The sequence below is a fragment of the Streptococcus gallolyticus subsp. gallolyticus DSM 16831 genome (genome assembly GCF_002000985.1).
In the GTDB taxonomy this organism is placed as follows: Bacteria; Bacillota; Bacilli; order Lactobacillales; family Streptococcaceae; genus Streptococcus; species Streptococcus gallolyticus.
In genome coordinates this window covers 726,781-742,702 of the sequence record NZ_CP018822.1, presented here as the reverse complement: position 1 = coordinate 742,702, position 15,922 = coordinate 726,781, and the positions used below count along the sequence as shown (strand labels likewise).

Annotated in this window: 16 protein-coding genes; 3 read left to right on the top strand and 13 right to left on the bottom strand. The window is 35.9% G+C overall.

The window, feature by feature from the left end:
* Positions 1 to 51: 51 nt before the first annotated feature.
* From BTR42_RS04000 to BTR42_RS03970, 7 genes are all read right to left on the bottom strand, one after another.
* Complete coding sequence (locus tag BTR42_RS04000; protein ID WP_061458983.1) at positions 52 to 768, bottom strand: pseudouridine synthase; 717 nt, start codon at positions 766 to 768, stop codon at positions 52 to 54.
* A 75-nt stretch (positions 769 to 843) separates the two neighbouring features.
* Entirely contained in the window at positions 844 to 1,548 is a 705-nt protein-coding gene (nagB, locus tag BTR42_RS03995; protein ID WP_077496512.1) for a glucosamine-6-phosphate deaminase, read from the bottom strand.
* A gap of 143 nt (positions 1,549 to 1,691) precedes the next feature.
* Positions 1,692 to 2,297 (bottom strand): response regulator transcription factor, encoded by a 606-nt coding sequence (locus BTR42_RS03990; protein ID WP_077496510.1) that lies wholly within the window; start codon positions 2,295 to 2,297, stop codon positions 1,692 to 1,694.
* Entirely contained in the window at positions 2,278 to 3,840 is a 1,563-nt protein-coding gene (locus tag BTR42_RS03985) for a sensor histidine kinase (protein WP_099046284.1), read from the bottom strand. Before BTR42_RS03985 ends, BTR42_RS03990 begins: the two co-directional genes overlap by 20 nt.
* Positions 3,841 to 3,884: 44 nt before the next feature.
* The gene (locus BTR42_RS03980) at positions 3,885 to 5,786 is read right to left on the bottom strand and encodes an FtsX-like permease family protein (protein ID WP_077496508.1); all 1,902 of its coding nucleotides are present in this window, start codon (positions 5,784 to 5,786) and stop codon (positions 3,885 to 3,887) included.
* A 1-nt stretch (position 5,787) separates the two neighbouring features.
* Entirely contained in the window at positions 5,788 to 6,525 is a 738-nt protein-coding gene (locus BTR42_RS03975; RefSeq protein ID WP_061460391.1) for an ABC transporter ATP-binding protein, read from the bottom strand.
* Positions 6,526 to 6,641: 116 nt separating this feature from the next.
* Positions 6,642 to 7,142 carry a VIT1/CCC1 transporter family protein gene (locus BTR42_RS03970; protein ID WP_012961668.1) on the bottom strand — a complete coding sequence of 167 codons (501 nt, stop codon included), beginning with the start codon at positions 7,140 to 7,142 and terminating at the stop codon, positions 6,642 to 6,644.
* Positions 7,143 to 7,317: 175 nt separating this feature from the next.
* Between BTR42_RS03970 and queA the strand changes: the two genes are divergently transcribed.
* Positions 7,318 to 8,346 carry a tRNA preQ1(34) S-adenosylmethionine ribosyltransferase-isomerase QueA gene (queA, locus tag BTR42_RS03965; protein ID WP_077496506.1) on the top strand — a complete coding sequence of 343 codons (1,029 nt, stop codon included), beginning with the start codon at positions 7,318 to 7,320 and terminating at the stop codon, positions 8,344 to 8,346.
* A gap of 31 nt (positions 8,347 to 8,377) precedes the next feature.
* On the opposite strand, the gene BTR42_RS03960 is transcribed toward queA, so the two are convergent.
* The 6 genes from BTR42_RS03960 to BTR42_RS03935 form a co-directional block, all read right to left on the bottom strand.
* Positions 8,378 to 9,103, bottom strand: coding sequence for a YebC/PmpR family DNA-binding transcriptional regulator (locus tag BTR42_RS03960; RefSeq protein ID WP_077496504.1), 726 nt, complete (start codon positions 9,101 to 9,103; stop codon positions 8,378 to 8,380).
* Between the two features lie 151 nt (positions 9,104 to 9,254).
* Positions 9,255 to 9,863 carry a superoxide dismutase SodA gene (gene sodA / locus BTR42_RS03955; RefSeq protein WP_061458979.1) on the bottom strand — a complete coding sequence of 203 codons (609 nt, stop codon included), beginning with the start codon at positions 9,861 to 9,863 and terminating at the stop codon, positions 9,255 to 9,257.
* Positions 9,864 to 9,951: 88 nt separating this feature from the next.
* Complete coding sequence (gene holA, locus BTR42_RS03950) at positions 9,952 to 10,989, bottom strand: DNA polymerase III subunit delta (RefSeq protein WP_077498002.1); 1,038 nt, start codon at positions 10,987 to 10,989, stop codon at positions 9,952 to 9,954.
* 73 nt (positions 10,990 to 11,062) lie between these two features.
* Entirely contained in the window at positions 11,063 to 13,294 is a 2,232-nt protein-coding gene (locus BTR42_RS03945) for a DNA internalization-related competence protein ComEC/Rec2 (protein ID WP_077496502.1), read from the bottom strand.
* Positions 13,287 to 13,952: a helix-hairpin-helix domain-containing protein gene (locus tag BTR42_RS03940; RefSeq protein ID WP_077496500.1), complete on the bottom strand. Its 666-nt coding sequence runs from the start codon at positions 13,950 to 13,952 to the stop codon at positions 13,287 to 13,289. Before BTR42_RS03940 ends, BTR42_RS03945 begins: the two co-directional genes overlap by 8 nt.
* A gap of 94 nt (positions 13,953 to 14,046) precedes the next feature.
* Complete coding sequence (locus BTR42_RS03935) at positions 14,047 to 14,793, bottom strand: lysophospholipid acyltransferase family protein (protein ID WP_009853766.1); 747 nt, start codon at positions 14,791 to 14,793, stop codon at positions 14,047 to 14,049.
* A 107-nt stretch (positions 14,794 to 14,900) separates the two neighbouring features.
* Here BTR42_RS03935 and BTR42_RS03930 point away from each other — a divergent pair, with 107 nt between their 5' ends.
* Both BTR42_RS03930 and BTR42_RS03925 read left to right on the top strand, forming a co-directional pair.
* Entirely contained in the window at positions 14,901 to 15,662 is a 762-nt protein-coding gene (locus tag BTR42_RS03930; RefSeq protein ID WP_077496498.1) for a tRNA1(Val) (adenine(37)-N6)-methyltransferase, read from the top strand.
* Positions 15,637 to 15,909 (top strand): GIY-YIG nuclease family protein, encoded by a 273-nt coding sequence (locus BTR42_RS03925; RefSeq protein ID WP_009853764.1) that lies wholly within the window; start codon positions 15,637 to 15,639, stop codon positions 15,907 to 15,909. Before BTR42_RS03930 ends, BTR42_RS03925 begins: the two co-directional genes overlap by 26 nt.
* The last annotated feature ends 13 nt before the right edge of the window (positions 15,910 to 15,922 follow it).

The following is a 15,922-nucleotide window of genomic DNA, read 5'->3' as shown; positions in this document are numbered from 1 at the left end:
CACACCTCCTACCTATTTTATTCGAAAAAAATCCTGAAAAACATCTGATACCTAATACAGATAATTTTTCAAGATTTCTTTTTCGGTAGAAGTCAACTCACGATATTGTCCGCTTGGTAAATCGCCCAGTTGAAATTCTCCAAACGTTAGTCGTTTCAAATAGGTCACTTTTACACCGTAGGCTAAAAACATTTTTTTAATCTGGTGAAATTTTCCTTCGGAAATCGTGACATAAGCAGAGCTTTTTTCTGGACTTGCTGTGATAATCTCAAGCTTAGCAGGCTTACAAATCGTTCCATCATCAAAGGACACTCCATTTTCAAAAAATGCTGGCGCATCATCAGCTAAAAACGCATTAACCTCGACATAATAAGTCTTGGCAACGTGATATTTGGGATGTAACATTCGGTAACCTAGCGGACCGTTATTGGTAACGAGAAGCAAGCCTTCGGTACTACGGTCAAGTCGTCCGACTGGATAAAGCTTTGGAACACGGTCTGCTTCTTTGATTAAATCAATCACTGTCTGATGTTCTTTATCAGACACTGCTGAAACAACGCCAGCAGGTTTATTGAGAAGAAAATATTTCTCTGATGACTGTTTGACTTGTTTTCCTGATACTGTGATTTTTTGCAGACTGGGCTCAACGTTGAGATTATCCGCTTCAGCCAAACGACCGTCCACATACACTTGACGACTGCGAATTAGTTTTTTAACCTGATTTCGCGACCCAAAACCAGCCTGACCTAATAATTTGTCTAAACGCATGGTTCTATTTTACCATGTTATCAGTGATTTTTAGACAGTAAAAGTCTGAGTGTCAAAACCCAGACTTTACGTTTATTAGTTTAATTGACTTGCTGCGGCTTCATCTACAATCACGACAACATTAGGGTGATTTTGAAGGACACTCGCTGGCAATTCTTCAGTGACAGGTCCATTAATCATTTGATTGATAGCGTCAGCTTTACCTTTGCCATAAGCCATTAAAACAACCATTTTAGAAGCCATGATTGATTTGATACCCATTGAAATGGCTTGTTTTGGCACATCATCCATGCTGGCAAAGAAACGGCTATTTGCTTCAATGGTGTCTTTTGCTAAATCAACAATGTGTGTTGTCACGTCAAATGGTGTCCCAGGTTCATTAAAACCAATATGACCATTGCGCCCAATTCCCAAAATTTGAAAATCAATACCGTGTTCAGCAATCACTTGGTCATAACGACGTGTTTCTGCTTGCAAATCTTCTGCCAAGCCGTTAGGAAGAAAACTTTCTTTAAATGGTTTGTATTGGAAAAGATTTTCTTGCATAAAATGACGATAACTTTGCTCGTTGTCAGCTGCCAAACCAACGTATTCATCCAGATTAATGCTAGTCATATCTGAGAAATCAAGATTGCTCTTTCTAATTTCTTCATAGAAACTAAGCGGTGTGCTACCTGTTGCAAGTCCCAATGTTTTAGCTCCCTTAGCCATTTCATCTTTCAAAAGAGAAAATGCCACTTGACCACCTTCAACTTGATTATTAACACGAATTACTTTCATTTTTAAATCCTCCAACATCTTCTGTTTTGGTATAGACCTCTTATCTATTTTTATTATATGGTATATACCAATTTTTGTCAAGGGAATTGTTTAAAAAAAGAAGAAGTTTGAAATCAAAAATTTCAAACTTCTTCTTTTTATGATTAAAAATCCATAAAATAACCTAATTGTTCCGCTTTATAAATTGCCTCCTGTTTATTATTCACCGATAATTTCGCATAAATATGACTTAAATGATTAAATACTGTTCTACGGCTTATGTAAAGCGTTTCTTCGATTGCTTTTATAGTATGTCCTTTTCGACTCAAATCTAAAATAGTAACTTCTTGCTTGGTTAATTCTTCTGAACAATCTTGGTAGCCAAACTGCTCAAAATATTTTTTACCAGAGTAGATTATTTTTAAAATTCTCAACAATTTATCTGGTTCAATATTTTTATCAATAAAACCGTAGGTGCCAATCTTTTTAGCACGTTCTTCATAAACAGATTTCACATAACCCGTTAACATAGCGACTTTTATTCCTGGATAATTTTGAATTAATTTTTCCGCTAAATCCAAACCATTCTCTTTAGAAATATTTGTTAAATTAATATCAAGTAAAACAATATCATAGTATGTTGGGTTGATGTCAAAATTATCAAAATTTGCTGTTAATGTATCTAAAGTATCAATTTCATCAAACTGTTCACACATTAGTTGAATACTCTTAGCAAAAAGTTTATGGTCATCAATCAATAAAATTTTCATAACATAATTTCCAATCTATTGGCAATAAAATTTTTATCACAAAGACATTATCATTAATCTGAATATCGATGTTACCTCCGAAAACAGATAATGTTTCTTCTATTGATTTAAGACCTCGACCATATGCCACTTTTCCACAAGCGTAGCATTGGTTCCACTCTTTAATCACTATAGTATCTGACTGAATGTCCAAAGATAAATCAATATTTTTACCTGTCGCATATTTTATTGCATTATTTGTCAGTTCTTTTAAGAAACGATATACCATAACATCATATGGAGGAAGTAAAGTTAAATCTTCTAAGCAGTTAAAAATAATCTCTTTACGACTTTTGCGTTTTTTCAATAGTTCTGTTAAAAGAATTTGATAATTATCCTTCAAATTTTTGTCTGACAATAATATTGGATGGTAAGAGTCAATCTCATTTCGAATACTCACAACCAAGTCGTTCAATTCCTCAACAACGTATTGACTAGCTAATTTTTGATTCTCTAAAGATAATAAATTCTTTACAGCTATAATATTTTGTAAAATATCATCATGAAGATAGTTTGAAAAATCTTGACGAACACTTTCTTCTGTTTTCATAAAGCGTGACAAACGTTGCCCATCAATCAACATGATTCTCTCATTCATTTTAGACATATAATAAATTAAAAATGATAATGCCATCAGAATAAACAATACATTAACACTTGTTACAACAAAAAACAGGAGAAAATCTGTGATAAAAAAGCGAATAACAACTATCCATCCAATTATAAATAGCAATAATAATATTTCTAATTTTAGTTGATAAGTTCCCAAATAATGCCTAATCTCTAGACGAAGTTTATCATGAATGGTCCTAAAATAATAAGTAATTCCTAATATAGAGGGAAATAAATACCAACCTAAATTATTGTACGCAGGATTGATGGGATGAGTGTCGCCATAAAACTCACTAAATAGTATAAGCAATAAAAGTATTGCAAAGTACCCACATGATTTTTTTACTGAACTAATAACTTGCTTAAAATGTGAGCGATAAATTACTAATAATAGGAAAGGGTAAAAATGTAAAAAAATGAATAAAATAAAATACAATAAATTGAATAAGGATTGACTGATAAAATAACAGAGAGTAGTTATTAAAATTACAATAATCAATCCAAAATCAAATTTAGTCTTAAAATGTTTCTGGTTGTACAATATAAAATTAACAATTTCAACTGTGTACCCATATAATAATAATGGTTGAAAAAGAATGCCGATTGTATTCAAAAACTCATGATTAGACATTGTAAAGTAGTATTGCCATACAGTCAAGGAAACAATAAAAATAATCTTCGTAAAAATACTATCTTTTTCTTGACGTAAAACCGAAGCTAGCCATATAAAGATACCATCAACTAAAATCGTTACAATAGCAAATTTTTCAGAAAAAACTAGTCCATCAATTTTTTCATCATAGTATAACAATAATAACGTAATTAATTGCTGAAAAAGTATAGCAAAAACCCATAGATATTTTTTGCTCCCGTTTTTAATTGTTTTTTCCATCTCTCATTCCCACTGAAACATATTTACTCCCATTGTACCATATTTTAAGAATTGACTATAGAATGTGCTGAACGATTGGTTAAAACGTAAACAAAGAAATATAGCAATAAGAAGATTAATAAACATATTCCAATCGATACAAAAATAATCTGACTTGCAACTAAACTGTCTGTAAATAAATATTTATAAAAAATAAGTAATGCACCCCCATTAATAGTACCTAATAAAACGGGAATAACAAATAAGATTCCAATTTCATACTTAAGAATTTTGTCAATTAATTCTTTACCATAGCCCAATTTATTTAAATAAGAATATTCATTTTTATTTTCCATGATTTCAACCAAACTTGTAAAGTACAGTATGCTTCCTGTACAAATAACAAATAAGATTGATAAAAATGAAATAAAGATATAAGTTGAAATATTTCCAGTTTTAACTAAATATTCACGTTCATAACTACTCTTAATATCATCTATGTTTTTAAAGTATTCATAAAAAGCTTTACTATGACGAACATTATCTCCATTAAATGTTCTAATCACTACTTCTTTACTTGGATAAATTCTTTGCAAAGTATCGTAAAATTCATCACTTACAACTAAAGTACTTACACTAGTTGCAAAACTAAAAATATTATCAGTTGTTACTTTTTTTACAGTTACTTCACTCCCATTTTCAAATTTAAACGTTTTTCCCAAACTTTTTTGGGTAGGATAGTAGTTAATTAACAGAGGTACTGATGCATCAGCCAATACTTTTTTTCCTTGAACTTTAGCTAGTTGCTCGTAATCACTATATTTAACCAAATCAAAATATGGTATGGTTTGCCCACTATCTGTAATGGTTACTTTAGGATTGCTATTAAGTCTTAAAAGATGAATATCTAATTGACTTACTTGATACTTATTAAGAATTTTATCAATATCAACTGTCCCATTTTCATCCTGTAAATTATATTCAATAGCTGATGGATTTAATCGTTCGATACCATTCACGCTATAAGTAATGAGCATTACCATCATACCACTGATAACAATTGTTAATGTTAAAAGTCCACTTAAAATGGTTAATAATCTACTTTTTGTTGCAATTCTAAAGCTAAGCTTAGGATATACAACATTAGCTACTGGTTGATAAAGTTTTTTTCTATTTTTCTTTAAAAGAGAGAGTATAAAAACTAGACCATAGCGAATCGTAAAAATACTTCCTAGTGAAATAAGAATAATCATTAGAAGTGAAATTGGCATAATCCCTATTTTTACCCAAATACGCTGTGTCATACTAAACATAGTCGTTAAGCACAAGCAATATGCTGTTCCCAAGGCAGTAATCGCTAAAATTGAACGAACCCTTTTCACCTTAATTTGTTTTTCAGCTTTTTTAGAATAATTAACAAACTCAATCAAAGACTGACCTTTAATGATACTAATGTTAATTAAAAAATTAATAATAAAAATAATTAATACAATTCCAAAAGATTTAATAACCATTTCTGGTGATATAAACCACTGATTGGATATTTCAATTCCTAAAACATTAATAATAAGGGAGACTACCGCTGTATATAATGTTGGCCCCATAATAAGGCTAATAAGGTAACTCACCGATAAAATAACAAGATTCTCCAAAGTTAGTAATGTAACTAACTTTTGTTTAGAAAATCCCAAAATAGCCATAGCTCCTAATTCACGACTTCTTCTTTTGATGAAAAAGTTATTGAAATACATCAAAAAAATAGTTAAAAAAACAATCAAAAAAGTAAGTGAAATATTCGCTATTGCAGAAGCTTGTTCGCTCTCTGCAATTTTGGCTAAAATCATCTTATCAGAAGTAAACGTTAGAAATGCTGTAAAAACACTTAAAAGTCCAATTGTAGCTAAAAAATAAACTCGGTAGAGTGAAAAATTTTTAATAATATTTGCTTTTGTTATTGTCCAAATCATATTACTCACCTACTTTTGACAATGCTTGACTAATGGTATCGCGATAGGTAGAACCACAACCTGATTTTAGAATTTCTTTATCAAACTGACCATCTTTTAAAACAACAACACGATTAGCGTATGAAGCTGATAGAATGTCATGGGTTACCATTAATATAGTCACATTAAACATACGATTAATTTTACTTAGCAATTTCATTGTATCTTCTGACGATTTTAAATCTAACGCACCTGTTGGCTCATCAGCAAAAACAATTTCTGGATTTTTTATAATTGCTCGAATGATACTTGCTCTTTGCTTCTGTCCTCCTGATAATTGATAAGGATATTTTTCTAGCTGTTCATACAAATTTAGCTCTGATGCATAATCATTAATTTTGTCATCAATTTTACTTTTATCTACATTTTGAAGTGATAACGCAATCGCAATATTTTCACGAATTGTCAAACTATCTAACAACATGTAATCTTGAAAAACAAATCCAACATTATTTTTTCTAAATTCTGTAGCCTCTTTATCAGAAAGCTGACCAATATTTTTATCACCACAGAAAATATCACCACTATCAATACTGTCAATGGTTGAAGAAACATTCAAAAACGTTGTCTTTCCGCTACCACTTCTCCCCATAATAGCTACAAAATCGCCTTTTTCAACTACTAAATTAATATGGTCTAACGCATAGTGAGATTGACCAGAATATTTTTTACAAACATTTTTAAGTTCTAATTGTACCATATTTATTAACTCCTTTTTTGGTATTTGTTTCTTAGTTTAAACTTTCAAAAACTTTTTTTAATGAGTAAAAAGTGCAATATTTAAAAAATCCACTCATTATTAATGAGTGAATTTTGCTAGCGTGTTCCTGCTAATTTTCCGAGACCTTCGCCGACACAATAGGCAAAAAGCGCAGCGATTAAGCCGATAAGTAGGGTTCTAAAAATTTCTTTTTTCTTACTGCTACCTGTAATGATTGCTTTCACCAAGCCAAGTAAGGCTAAGGCAAGTGATACCAAGACACAAGCAATCAGAAATGTGTGTATTTTAAAGAGACTAAAAACATTAATCAAAAGATATGACAGTAAAGGAATTAAGCCGAAAGTGATAAATGACATAAAGGTTGCTCCTGCATTTTTTACAGCTTTTGCTTTGACCGCAGATTCTTCTGTCGTAGAGCTTAAATAATCACCAACTGCCATCGAAAAACCGTCTGCTAAAAGATTTGAAAATCCTAAAATAAGAATCGGTTTAATCCCCAAATTACCACCGACAGCTCCTGCTACCACAGCAAACGTTGTGACAATGCCATCCATACCACCGTAAACAATTGACTTTGCATAATCTCTAATTGTCATATCCGTTACCTTCCATTAGTGAGTAATGAGTTGATTTTAATTAGAATCATTCTAAATAGCTTCGTCTTTATTATATCATCTCTTTAAAACGATTACAATTACCCTCGACCAGATGACGAGAAATACTTCTCGTGTTATAATGTAAAGTTGAGAATATAAATATTAAGGATTTACTATGAATACCAATGATTTTGATTTTAATTTACCAGAGGAATTGATTGCCCAAACTCCTCTTGAAAAACGAGATAGTTCAAAACTTTTGGTCATTGACCACAAGACACATGAAATGGTTGATGCTCATTTTGACCATATTTTAGATGAATTAAACCCTGGGGATGCGCTTGTTATGAACAATACGCGTGTGCTTCCTGCCCGTCTTTACGGTGAAAAACCAGACACACACGGTCATGTGGAATTGCTTCTTTTGAAAAATACACAAGGTGACCAATGGGAAGTTCTTGCCAAACCTGCAAAACGCTTGCGTGTCGGAGCTAAGGTGTCATTTGGTGACGGACGTTTAACCGCTACTGTGGTTGAAGAATTGGACCACGGCGGACGTATCGTTGAATTTGCTTATGACGGTATCTTTCTTGAAGTTTTGGAAAGCCTTGGCGAAATGCCATTGCCACCATATATTCATGAAAAATTAGATGACCCAGACCGTTACCAAACCGTTTATGCTAAAGAAAATGGTTCTGCTGCCGCTCCTACTGCTGGGCTTCACTTCACTCAAAATTTGCTTGCCAAAATCGAGGCAAAAGGTGTTAAACTTGTCTATCTGACCCTTCATGTTGGGCTAGGAACTTTCCGCCCAGTGTCTGTCGATAATATCGAAGAGCACGAAATGCACTCTGAATTTTATACGCTGTCTGAAGAAGCTGCTCAAACACTTCGTGACGTGAAAGCTGCTGGCAGACGTGTCGTTGCTGTCGGAACAACATCTATCCGCACGCTTGAAACTATCGGTTCAAAATTCAACGGCGACATCAAAGCTGACAGCGGCTGGACGAATATCTTCATCAAACCTGGCTATGAATTTAAAGTGGTTGATGCTTTTTCAACAAACTTCCACTTGCCAAAATCAACACTTGTCATGCTAGTATCTGCCTTTGCAGGACGTGAATTTGTCCTTGATGCTTACCAACACGCCATTGACGAACGCTACCGCTTCTTTAGCTTCGGCGACGCCATGTTTGTGAAATAATCTAAAAAAGAACGGAAATTTTCCGTTCTTTTTATTCTGCCATATTGGTATAAACGTCTTGGACGTCATCGTCGTCTTCGAGTTTATCAACGAGTGTTTCCAAAATGTCTGCTTGTTCGTCATCAAGGCTAACGTAATTTTGCGGAATCATGCTAAGTTGTGCTTGGGCGAATTCCAAATTTTGTGCTTGCAAAGCTTCTTTGACAGCTGGAAATTCTTTTGGTTCGGTAAAAATTTCAAAGGCGTCATCTGATGTTTTCAAGTCTTCCGCACCAGCATCCAAAATCACTTCAAGCATGGCATCTTCGTCCAATTCCAAATTATCGCGGTCAATGACAATGTAACCTTTGCGGTCAAACATATAAGCAACAGAACCTGTTGAGCCCATGTTACCACCGTTACGCGTGAAAATGGTATGCATATTCGCATCTGTACGTTTTTTATTGTCAGTGAGGGTATGAACAAGGATAGCGACGCCACCAGGTCCATATCCTTCATAAGTGATTTCATCATAGTTTGTCGTATCGCCAACATCTGTCGCTTTTTTAATCGCACGATTGATATTGTCTTTTGGCATATTAACCGCACGCGCTTTATCCAAAACCATACGAAGGCTGGCATTCATTGACGGGTCACCGCCCCCTGCTTTAGCAGCTACAAAAATCTCACGTGACAATTTATTGAAAATCGCGCCACGTTTAGCATCTGCTTCACCTTTTTTATTTTTAATTTTGCTCCATTTATTATGTCCTGACATGCAAAATTCCTCCCTATTCCTTGCTATTATATCACATTCCGCCACAAAAAAAGCAGAACATCATCGAGTTTTCTCGGATTAACGTCCTGCTTGATAAATAATCTATAAATTAAAGAGCCATATTAATTAAAGGATTTTTGATACGTTGAAATCACTTTGTTGCTTTTGAGTAAAGCTCAGCAACTTTTTCCCAATTAATAACATCAAAGAAAGCTTTGATATAATCTGGGCGAACGTTGCGATACTTGAGATAGTAAGCGTGTTCCCAAACGTCAAGTGCCAAAATTGGTGCTTTTCCTTGTGAAATTGGTGTGTCTTGATTAGCTGTTGAGAGCACTTCAAGTTTGCCATTTTCATTCACCACAAGCCAAGCCCACCCTGACCCAAAGCGAGTTGTCGCAGCTTGCGTGAAAGCAGCTTTGAATTCGTCAAATGAGCCAAAATCTTCCTCAATCGCAGCCAACACTTGCGCTGTTGGTTCTTGTTTTTCAGGCGATAACAATTCCCAGAAAAGGGCGTGATTCAAATGCCCACCACCGTTATTAATCACCGCTTGACGGATATCTGCTGGAATACTGTCAACATCTGCCAACAAAGCTTCCAAATCCTCTCCAATTTCTGGATGTTTTTCAAGCGCTGCATTTACATTTGCCACATAAGTAGCGTGATGTTTATCATGGTGAATTGTCATTGTTTCTGTATCAATATAAGGCTCAAGAGCGTCATATGCATAAGGTAGTTTTGGTAAAATAATAGCCATGCTAATTACCTCTTTCATTTTTGTACCCTTATTTTATAGGAAAATAGCAGAGCTAGCAAATTATTTGACCGCTTTTTTCAAGGCATGATTAGTGATGTTCATGAGCGATTTTTAAGATAGCAATATCAAATAAATAAGCCTTATCATATGTCCCTGTTTTAATGGCATAATCCGTTTCAATCAATACCGCCAGAGCTTTTTTCAAGAACGGCATTGAAAGCGTACGAGAGTCACGCAAAGCAAACTTAACTTGATAAGGATTGACACGACGTCCAAGATAATCTGACAGCGCCGTTACAGTTTGCTGCTCATTTTTACCTTGACTGGCTAAAATGCTGACTTGCAAGAACATGCGAAACTGCCCTAACATAATCGCAATTAATTTGATTTCATCCTCACCTTGCAAACGCAAATCACGAATTAGCTCGCGTGCCTCATCGATTTTGCCATTCAAAACAAACTGCGTCAAGTCGAAAATATTATCCTGAAGTGTTTTGGGAATGGCTTGATTAATATCATCTGTCGTGATATGACCATCTTTTTTATAAGATTTCAAAAAAGCAATGTTTTTCAAAATCTCACTGAAATCATAATTGGATTTCAAAAGCAAAGCCTCAAAAACACCTGAATCAAAGGTCAGATTTTCTTTGTGAGCCAATTTTTGGAAATACGTTTTTAGCTCTGCTTCTTTTAATTCACTTGCTTCAAAAATCTGTGCATCACGTTTAAGAATTTTCACCAAGCGACGTTTGCCGTCTAATTTTCCTGGCGCAAAAATAATCAAGCGCGTCGTATCCAAGGGATTTTCCAAATATGCCTCAAAACGTTTGAGTGCCTTATCATCCAAATAAGACTTCTTAGCTGTCGTGATGTCGAGCAAATTATCAAAAATAACCACCTTTTGGTCAGCAAAAAATGGCAGACTTTCAAGGTCCATTTCCGCATCTTGATAATCAACCTCAGCCATATCAAAATAAGAATAAGTCAAGTCATCCTTATCATAACCAACACGTGCCATCATACGCTCTTTCAGCTGAGAAAATTGTCCCAAATCCTCACCTGTCACCACCGTAATCAAACTAAGATTTTCTTTTCGTAATTTATCAATTTCTTCGATTGCAATCATAGAAATATTATAACAAAAAACCATGAGAAAAACTCATGGTTTTAAACTGAAGCAAAAGTCTTTTCAATTCCCCCTACCTCACTGTTTCGATTTTCCAGTGGTTTAATCCTCTAAAGCGGATAGCGCCTTGTTCGTCTGTGCGGTAAATGGTCATGTTTTGAGCTCGGAAGCGTTCAAGCGTTTCTTGGTGAGGATGTTTGTAGCGGTTATTTTGCCCTGCGGAAATCAAAGCAATTTGCGGTGAAATGTGAGCGAGAAATTCTGAGCTTGATGACCCTTTTGAGCCATGATGTCCTGCTTTTAAGACATCAACCGGCAGATTGGGATAAGTTGCTATCAACTCTTGCTCGCCTTCTTCTTCCAAATCTCCTGTAAATAAGAAATTCTTACCCAAAAGATTCCCATAAAGCACCACCGAGTCATTGTTACCACCATCACCAGTCTGGCTCGGATAAAGCACTTGCAGGTGACTTCCCATAATCGGCAAAACATCACCAGCTGTTACCACGCGCACCTTGGTTTTCATGGCTTGTAATTTCGCCACAAAATCTGGCTTTGTCAAACTTCCCTGACTAACCAGAATTTCACCAATTTTCACCTGCTTTGCCACTTCCAGCATATCTCCCATGTGGTCAGTATCCGTGTGCGTCAGAACTAACTGGTCAATTTTTCCAACGCCGCGACTGTTGAGATAAGGAATCAACGTTCGCTCCGCATTGCTATCCGTCAACCGCTCCTGCCACGCGTTCTTCTCACTAAAACTCACCTTTCCGCCCACATCAATTAGCAGCGTATGCCCCTTAACATCACGCACAAAAATACTATCTCCCTGCCCAATATCAACCACCGTCACCTCGTTTTCTAGCGGATGCTTGATTTGAAAAAATAGCAGACCTACTAAGCTGACAAGAAAAATTGCCATTTTCTTTCGTCGCCAGCAATCATAAAGCACGCCTAATGTTAAAAATAGCAGCACCAAGATACCAAGACTTGGTTTACCAAAAACAATCGGACCGCCCAAAATTGCCTTAGTGTTCTTGATAACAGTTTCCAAGAAAACAAAACAACCATTAAAACAAGTCAGTTTAACCAAGGGCGATAAAATAAAAATGATTGATAGCATTGGCAACATAATAGTGTCAAATGCCACAGAAAAAATTGCTGTCAATAAGACAGATAACGGTTGAAACACAGCAAAAAAATGAATTAACAAGGGCAAACTGGCTAATGAAATCGTCAAACTTTCCGCAATGATTTTCTGATAGCGACTAATGTCATCAAAGTTAATAAAACTGAGAATAAAAGCGTAAGTAAACGAAAGAATGCCTCCCGTCGTCAGCAGAAAATTTGGCATAACTATGAAAAGAACAAACAAAGTTAAAGCTAAGTTATCTAATTTTTTAATACCAAGATTTGCAAAAGCAGACTGAATTAAACTCCGAATCACCGAAACAGAAAAGCCAGTCAGCCCCGCATAGACGAGTGAAAATGGGATTTGTAGTATGTCCACATAATCTCGGCGTAACCCAAGACGTAGAAAGAAAAAGCGGAATGCCCCCACAAAAAAGCCGACCTGCATGCCTGAAAGAGCAAAGAGGTGAATAATTCCTAAACTCGTGTAAACATCACTCATCTCATCAAACGATTTATCCAGATAGCCAAACAAAAGCCCAGTCATATAATGTTGCATAGGAGCAGGAAAATGTTGCTGAATACTAACAATAGCCTTTCGTCGAACATCATGTAGCTTCTCCCACAAAGTCATCTTATGAACAAGTTCAACATTGTTAATCGCCGACAAATTTACCACACGATAAATGCCTTCATGTTTAAGGTAGGTACGATAATCAAAACCACCAAAATTCCGCTGGGGCGTTGCTTCTTCCAAGTCCATATCACCAGATAAAACAACCGTTTGATTTAATGTCTTAAAAAAATGCTGTTCTTTCTCAGATTTCAAGGTATAAAAAATCTGATAAGTCCGCCCAGCTTCCTTACCTCGAAAGGACAGCAAATCCCCATTGACCGAAATCGTGTCAGGAATCATCTGGATTTTTGTTAAATGAGCTGGCGCTGCTTGATAAGCCTGCTCTGTCTGATTAGACTTAGTCAGAAAAAATACCGCAAAACAGGTTAAACACAAACAAACTTGACACCAAGCCTTCCAACCATACTGTTGCCATAAAAACACCAAGGCTAGCAAGAGAAACATCAAACACCCAATCACTTTTGAAAAGCAAAAATAATAGAGCAAAGTGAGTAAAAAAGCCAATTGAATTGGCTTAATGGGAAAATATTTAATCAACGGTCACCTCAGATTTTAGTTTTTCTAGTGTTTTTTCTCCGATACCAGACACATTCGCCAAGTCATCAACTGATGAAAAACCACCATTGGCATCACGGTAGTCAATAATGTCTTGGGCACGTTTGGCGCCAATGCCAGAAATCGTCTGGAGTTCCGCCAAAGTTGCGGTATTAAGATTGATTTTATCTGAACTTTCTTCCTGTTGAGCGCTGCCATTTGCTTGTGAATTAGTCGTTGCAGGAGCAACATTTTCACCAACTCTTGCCACATAAATCACCGCTTCATCGGTTACTTTTTCAGCCAAATTCACCGACTTCTTATCAGCATCTTCTGTAAAACCACCTGCTAATTTGACCACATCTGTCACACGACTGCCACTTGAAAGCTCATAAACCCCCTCATTTTTCACAGCGCCTTTGATATCTACAAACACTTTTTGAGTTTCAGTTTGCGAACTTGAACGTTCTGTTTTTAAATCACTTGCGCTGCTACTTGCCGAAAAAGTCGTGCTTAGGGCAGGTAGGTCACTTTGCGCATCCGCTGTTGTTTTTGTCACATTTGACCAAGCAAAAAATCCGATTAACATGACAATTATTGTTCCCAACACCGCTACCAACGTTTTGTTCTCCAAAAGTTTTTCTTTTATTTCTTCAATCATCTCACTACCTCACTTTTGACATAAAAAATAGACTCATACGAGCCTTTACTTATTTATTCGAAAAAGCCCAGCAAAATCGCTGAGCTTTTGGTTCTTATTTCATTTTACGGTGCTTATCTGGGTCCCAAACAAAGCTTGCAATGTAGCTAAAGAGCAATGTCAACAGAACAACGATAATCGCCACAAGTCCAAGAGGAATACGGTAAATGTAAGTTAATGGATTTGGTTTCTTGTTGGTATGATAAGTCGCATTTTCAGCATCCAAACGGTCAAATTCTGTTTGAATACGATTTGCCACTTCTTCAATCCCCTCGTCATTCATGCGTTTGATGTCAGAAATGTCAATTGGATTACCAAAGTTCATATCCACACGTTCTCCAGTCAAAAGCCCTTTTAATTCCATTGGTCCTGCATAAACGACTGGCATAATCTTAACCTTCGCCATTTTAGCAATAACAGCAACCCCACCTTTAACATCGGTTGAATGACGGCTACCACTTGGGAACATCACAAGTGAACGATTGCTTTTCTTCAACATGTTAATAGGGTATTTAAGAGCTTTTTGCCCTGGATTTTCACGGTCAATCGGAAAGGCACCACACATACGAATCCACCAACCAAAGATACGATTCGTAAACAATTCTTTCTTCGCCATGAAAATAAATTCTTTCGGACGAGCAGCAAATGCCATATAAACTGGATCCCACCAAGTACGGTGCGGAGCAACCAAGATATAGTTCTCATCCTTGCTTAAAATTTTGTCCTCATTATGATAGTGAGCATTTCCATTGATAATCCAAAGTAGGAAAACCACTAATCCTCGTAAATACGTATAAAACACAGATTTACTCCTTTTTCTTCAATCATTCTTTAACATTGTACCATGCTTGAGCCGAAAAATCATTACCTAACTAGTGAGAAAAGCTAAAATTTGCTATAATAAATGTCATGGCTAAATCAATTTTAAAAGCTGGCGAACGTATTGACCAGCTCTTTTCGACAGATGTCAAAATTATTCAAAATAAAGATGTGTTCAGCTATTCTATCGATAGTGTCTTGCTGTCACGTTTTCCAAAAATCCCTTCACGTGGCTTGATTGTTGACCTTTGTTCTGGAAATGGTGCCGTAGGACTTTTTGCCAGCACTCGCACCAAAGCACCGATTATCGAGGTAGAATTGCAAGAACGTTTGGCAAATATGGCAGAGCGTTCAATCCAGCTCAATCAATTAGAAAACCAAGTTCAGATGATTAATGACGATTTGAAAAATCTGCTCAATCACGTGCCACGTTCTGGTGTTGATTTGATTCTGTGTAACCCACCCTATTTCAAGGTTTCAGAAACGTCAAAGAAAAATCTTTCTGAACACTACCTTCTTGCTAGACATGAAATTGCTACCAATTTAGAAGAAATTTGTGAAGTAGCCAGACACGCGCTCAAATCAAACGGACGACTAGCTATGGTACATCGACCAGACCGTTTCTTAGACATCATTGATACCATGAGACAATACAATCTAGCGCCAAAACGTATCCAATTTGTTTATCCTAAAATGGGCAAAGATGCTAATATGCTTTTGATTGAAGCGATTAAAGACGGCTCTACTGACGGGCTAAAAATTCTCCCACCACTCTTTGTTCACAAAGAAAATGGTGACTATACGGACGATATTTTTGAAATTTATTATGGAAAAAACGGAAGAAAAAACTAAAAAAGCTTATATGTATGTTGTCGAATGTGCTGACGGCACACTCTACACAGGCTACACAACCAATGTTGAAAAGCGTATCAAAACGCATAATAGCGGCAAAGGTGCAAAGTACACTAGAAGCCGCCTACCAGTCAAACTCATCTACCAAGAAAGCTTTGACAGCAAAGAAGCCGCCATGTCCGCCGAAAGCTACTTCAAACAAAAAACACGACAACAAAAACTGGAATATATAGAGGAACACCAATAGAAACCCAAAAACG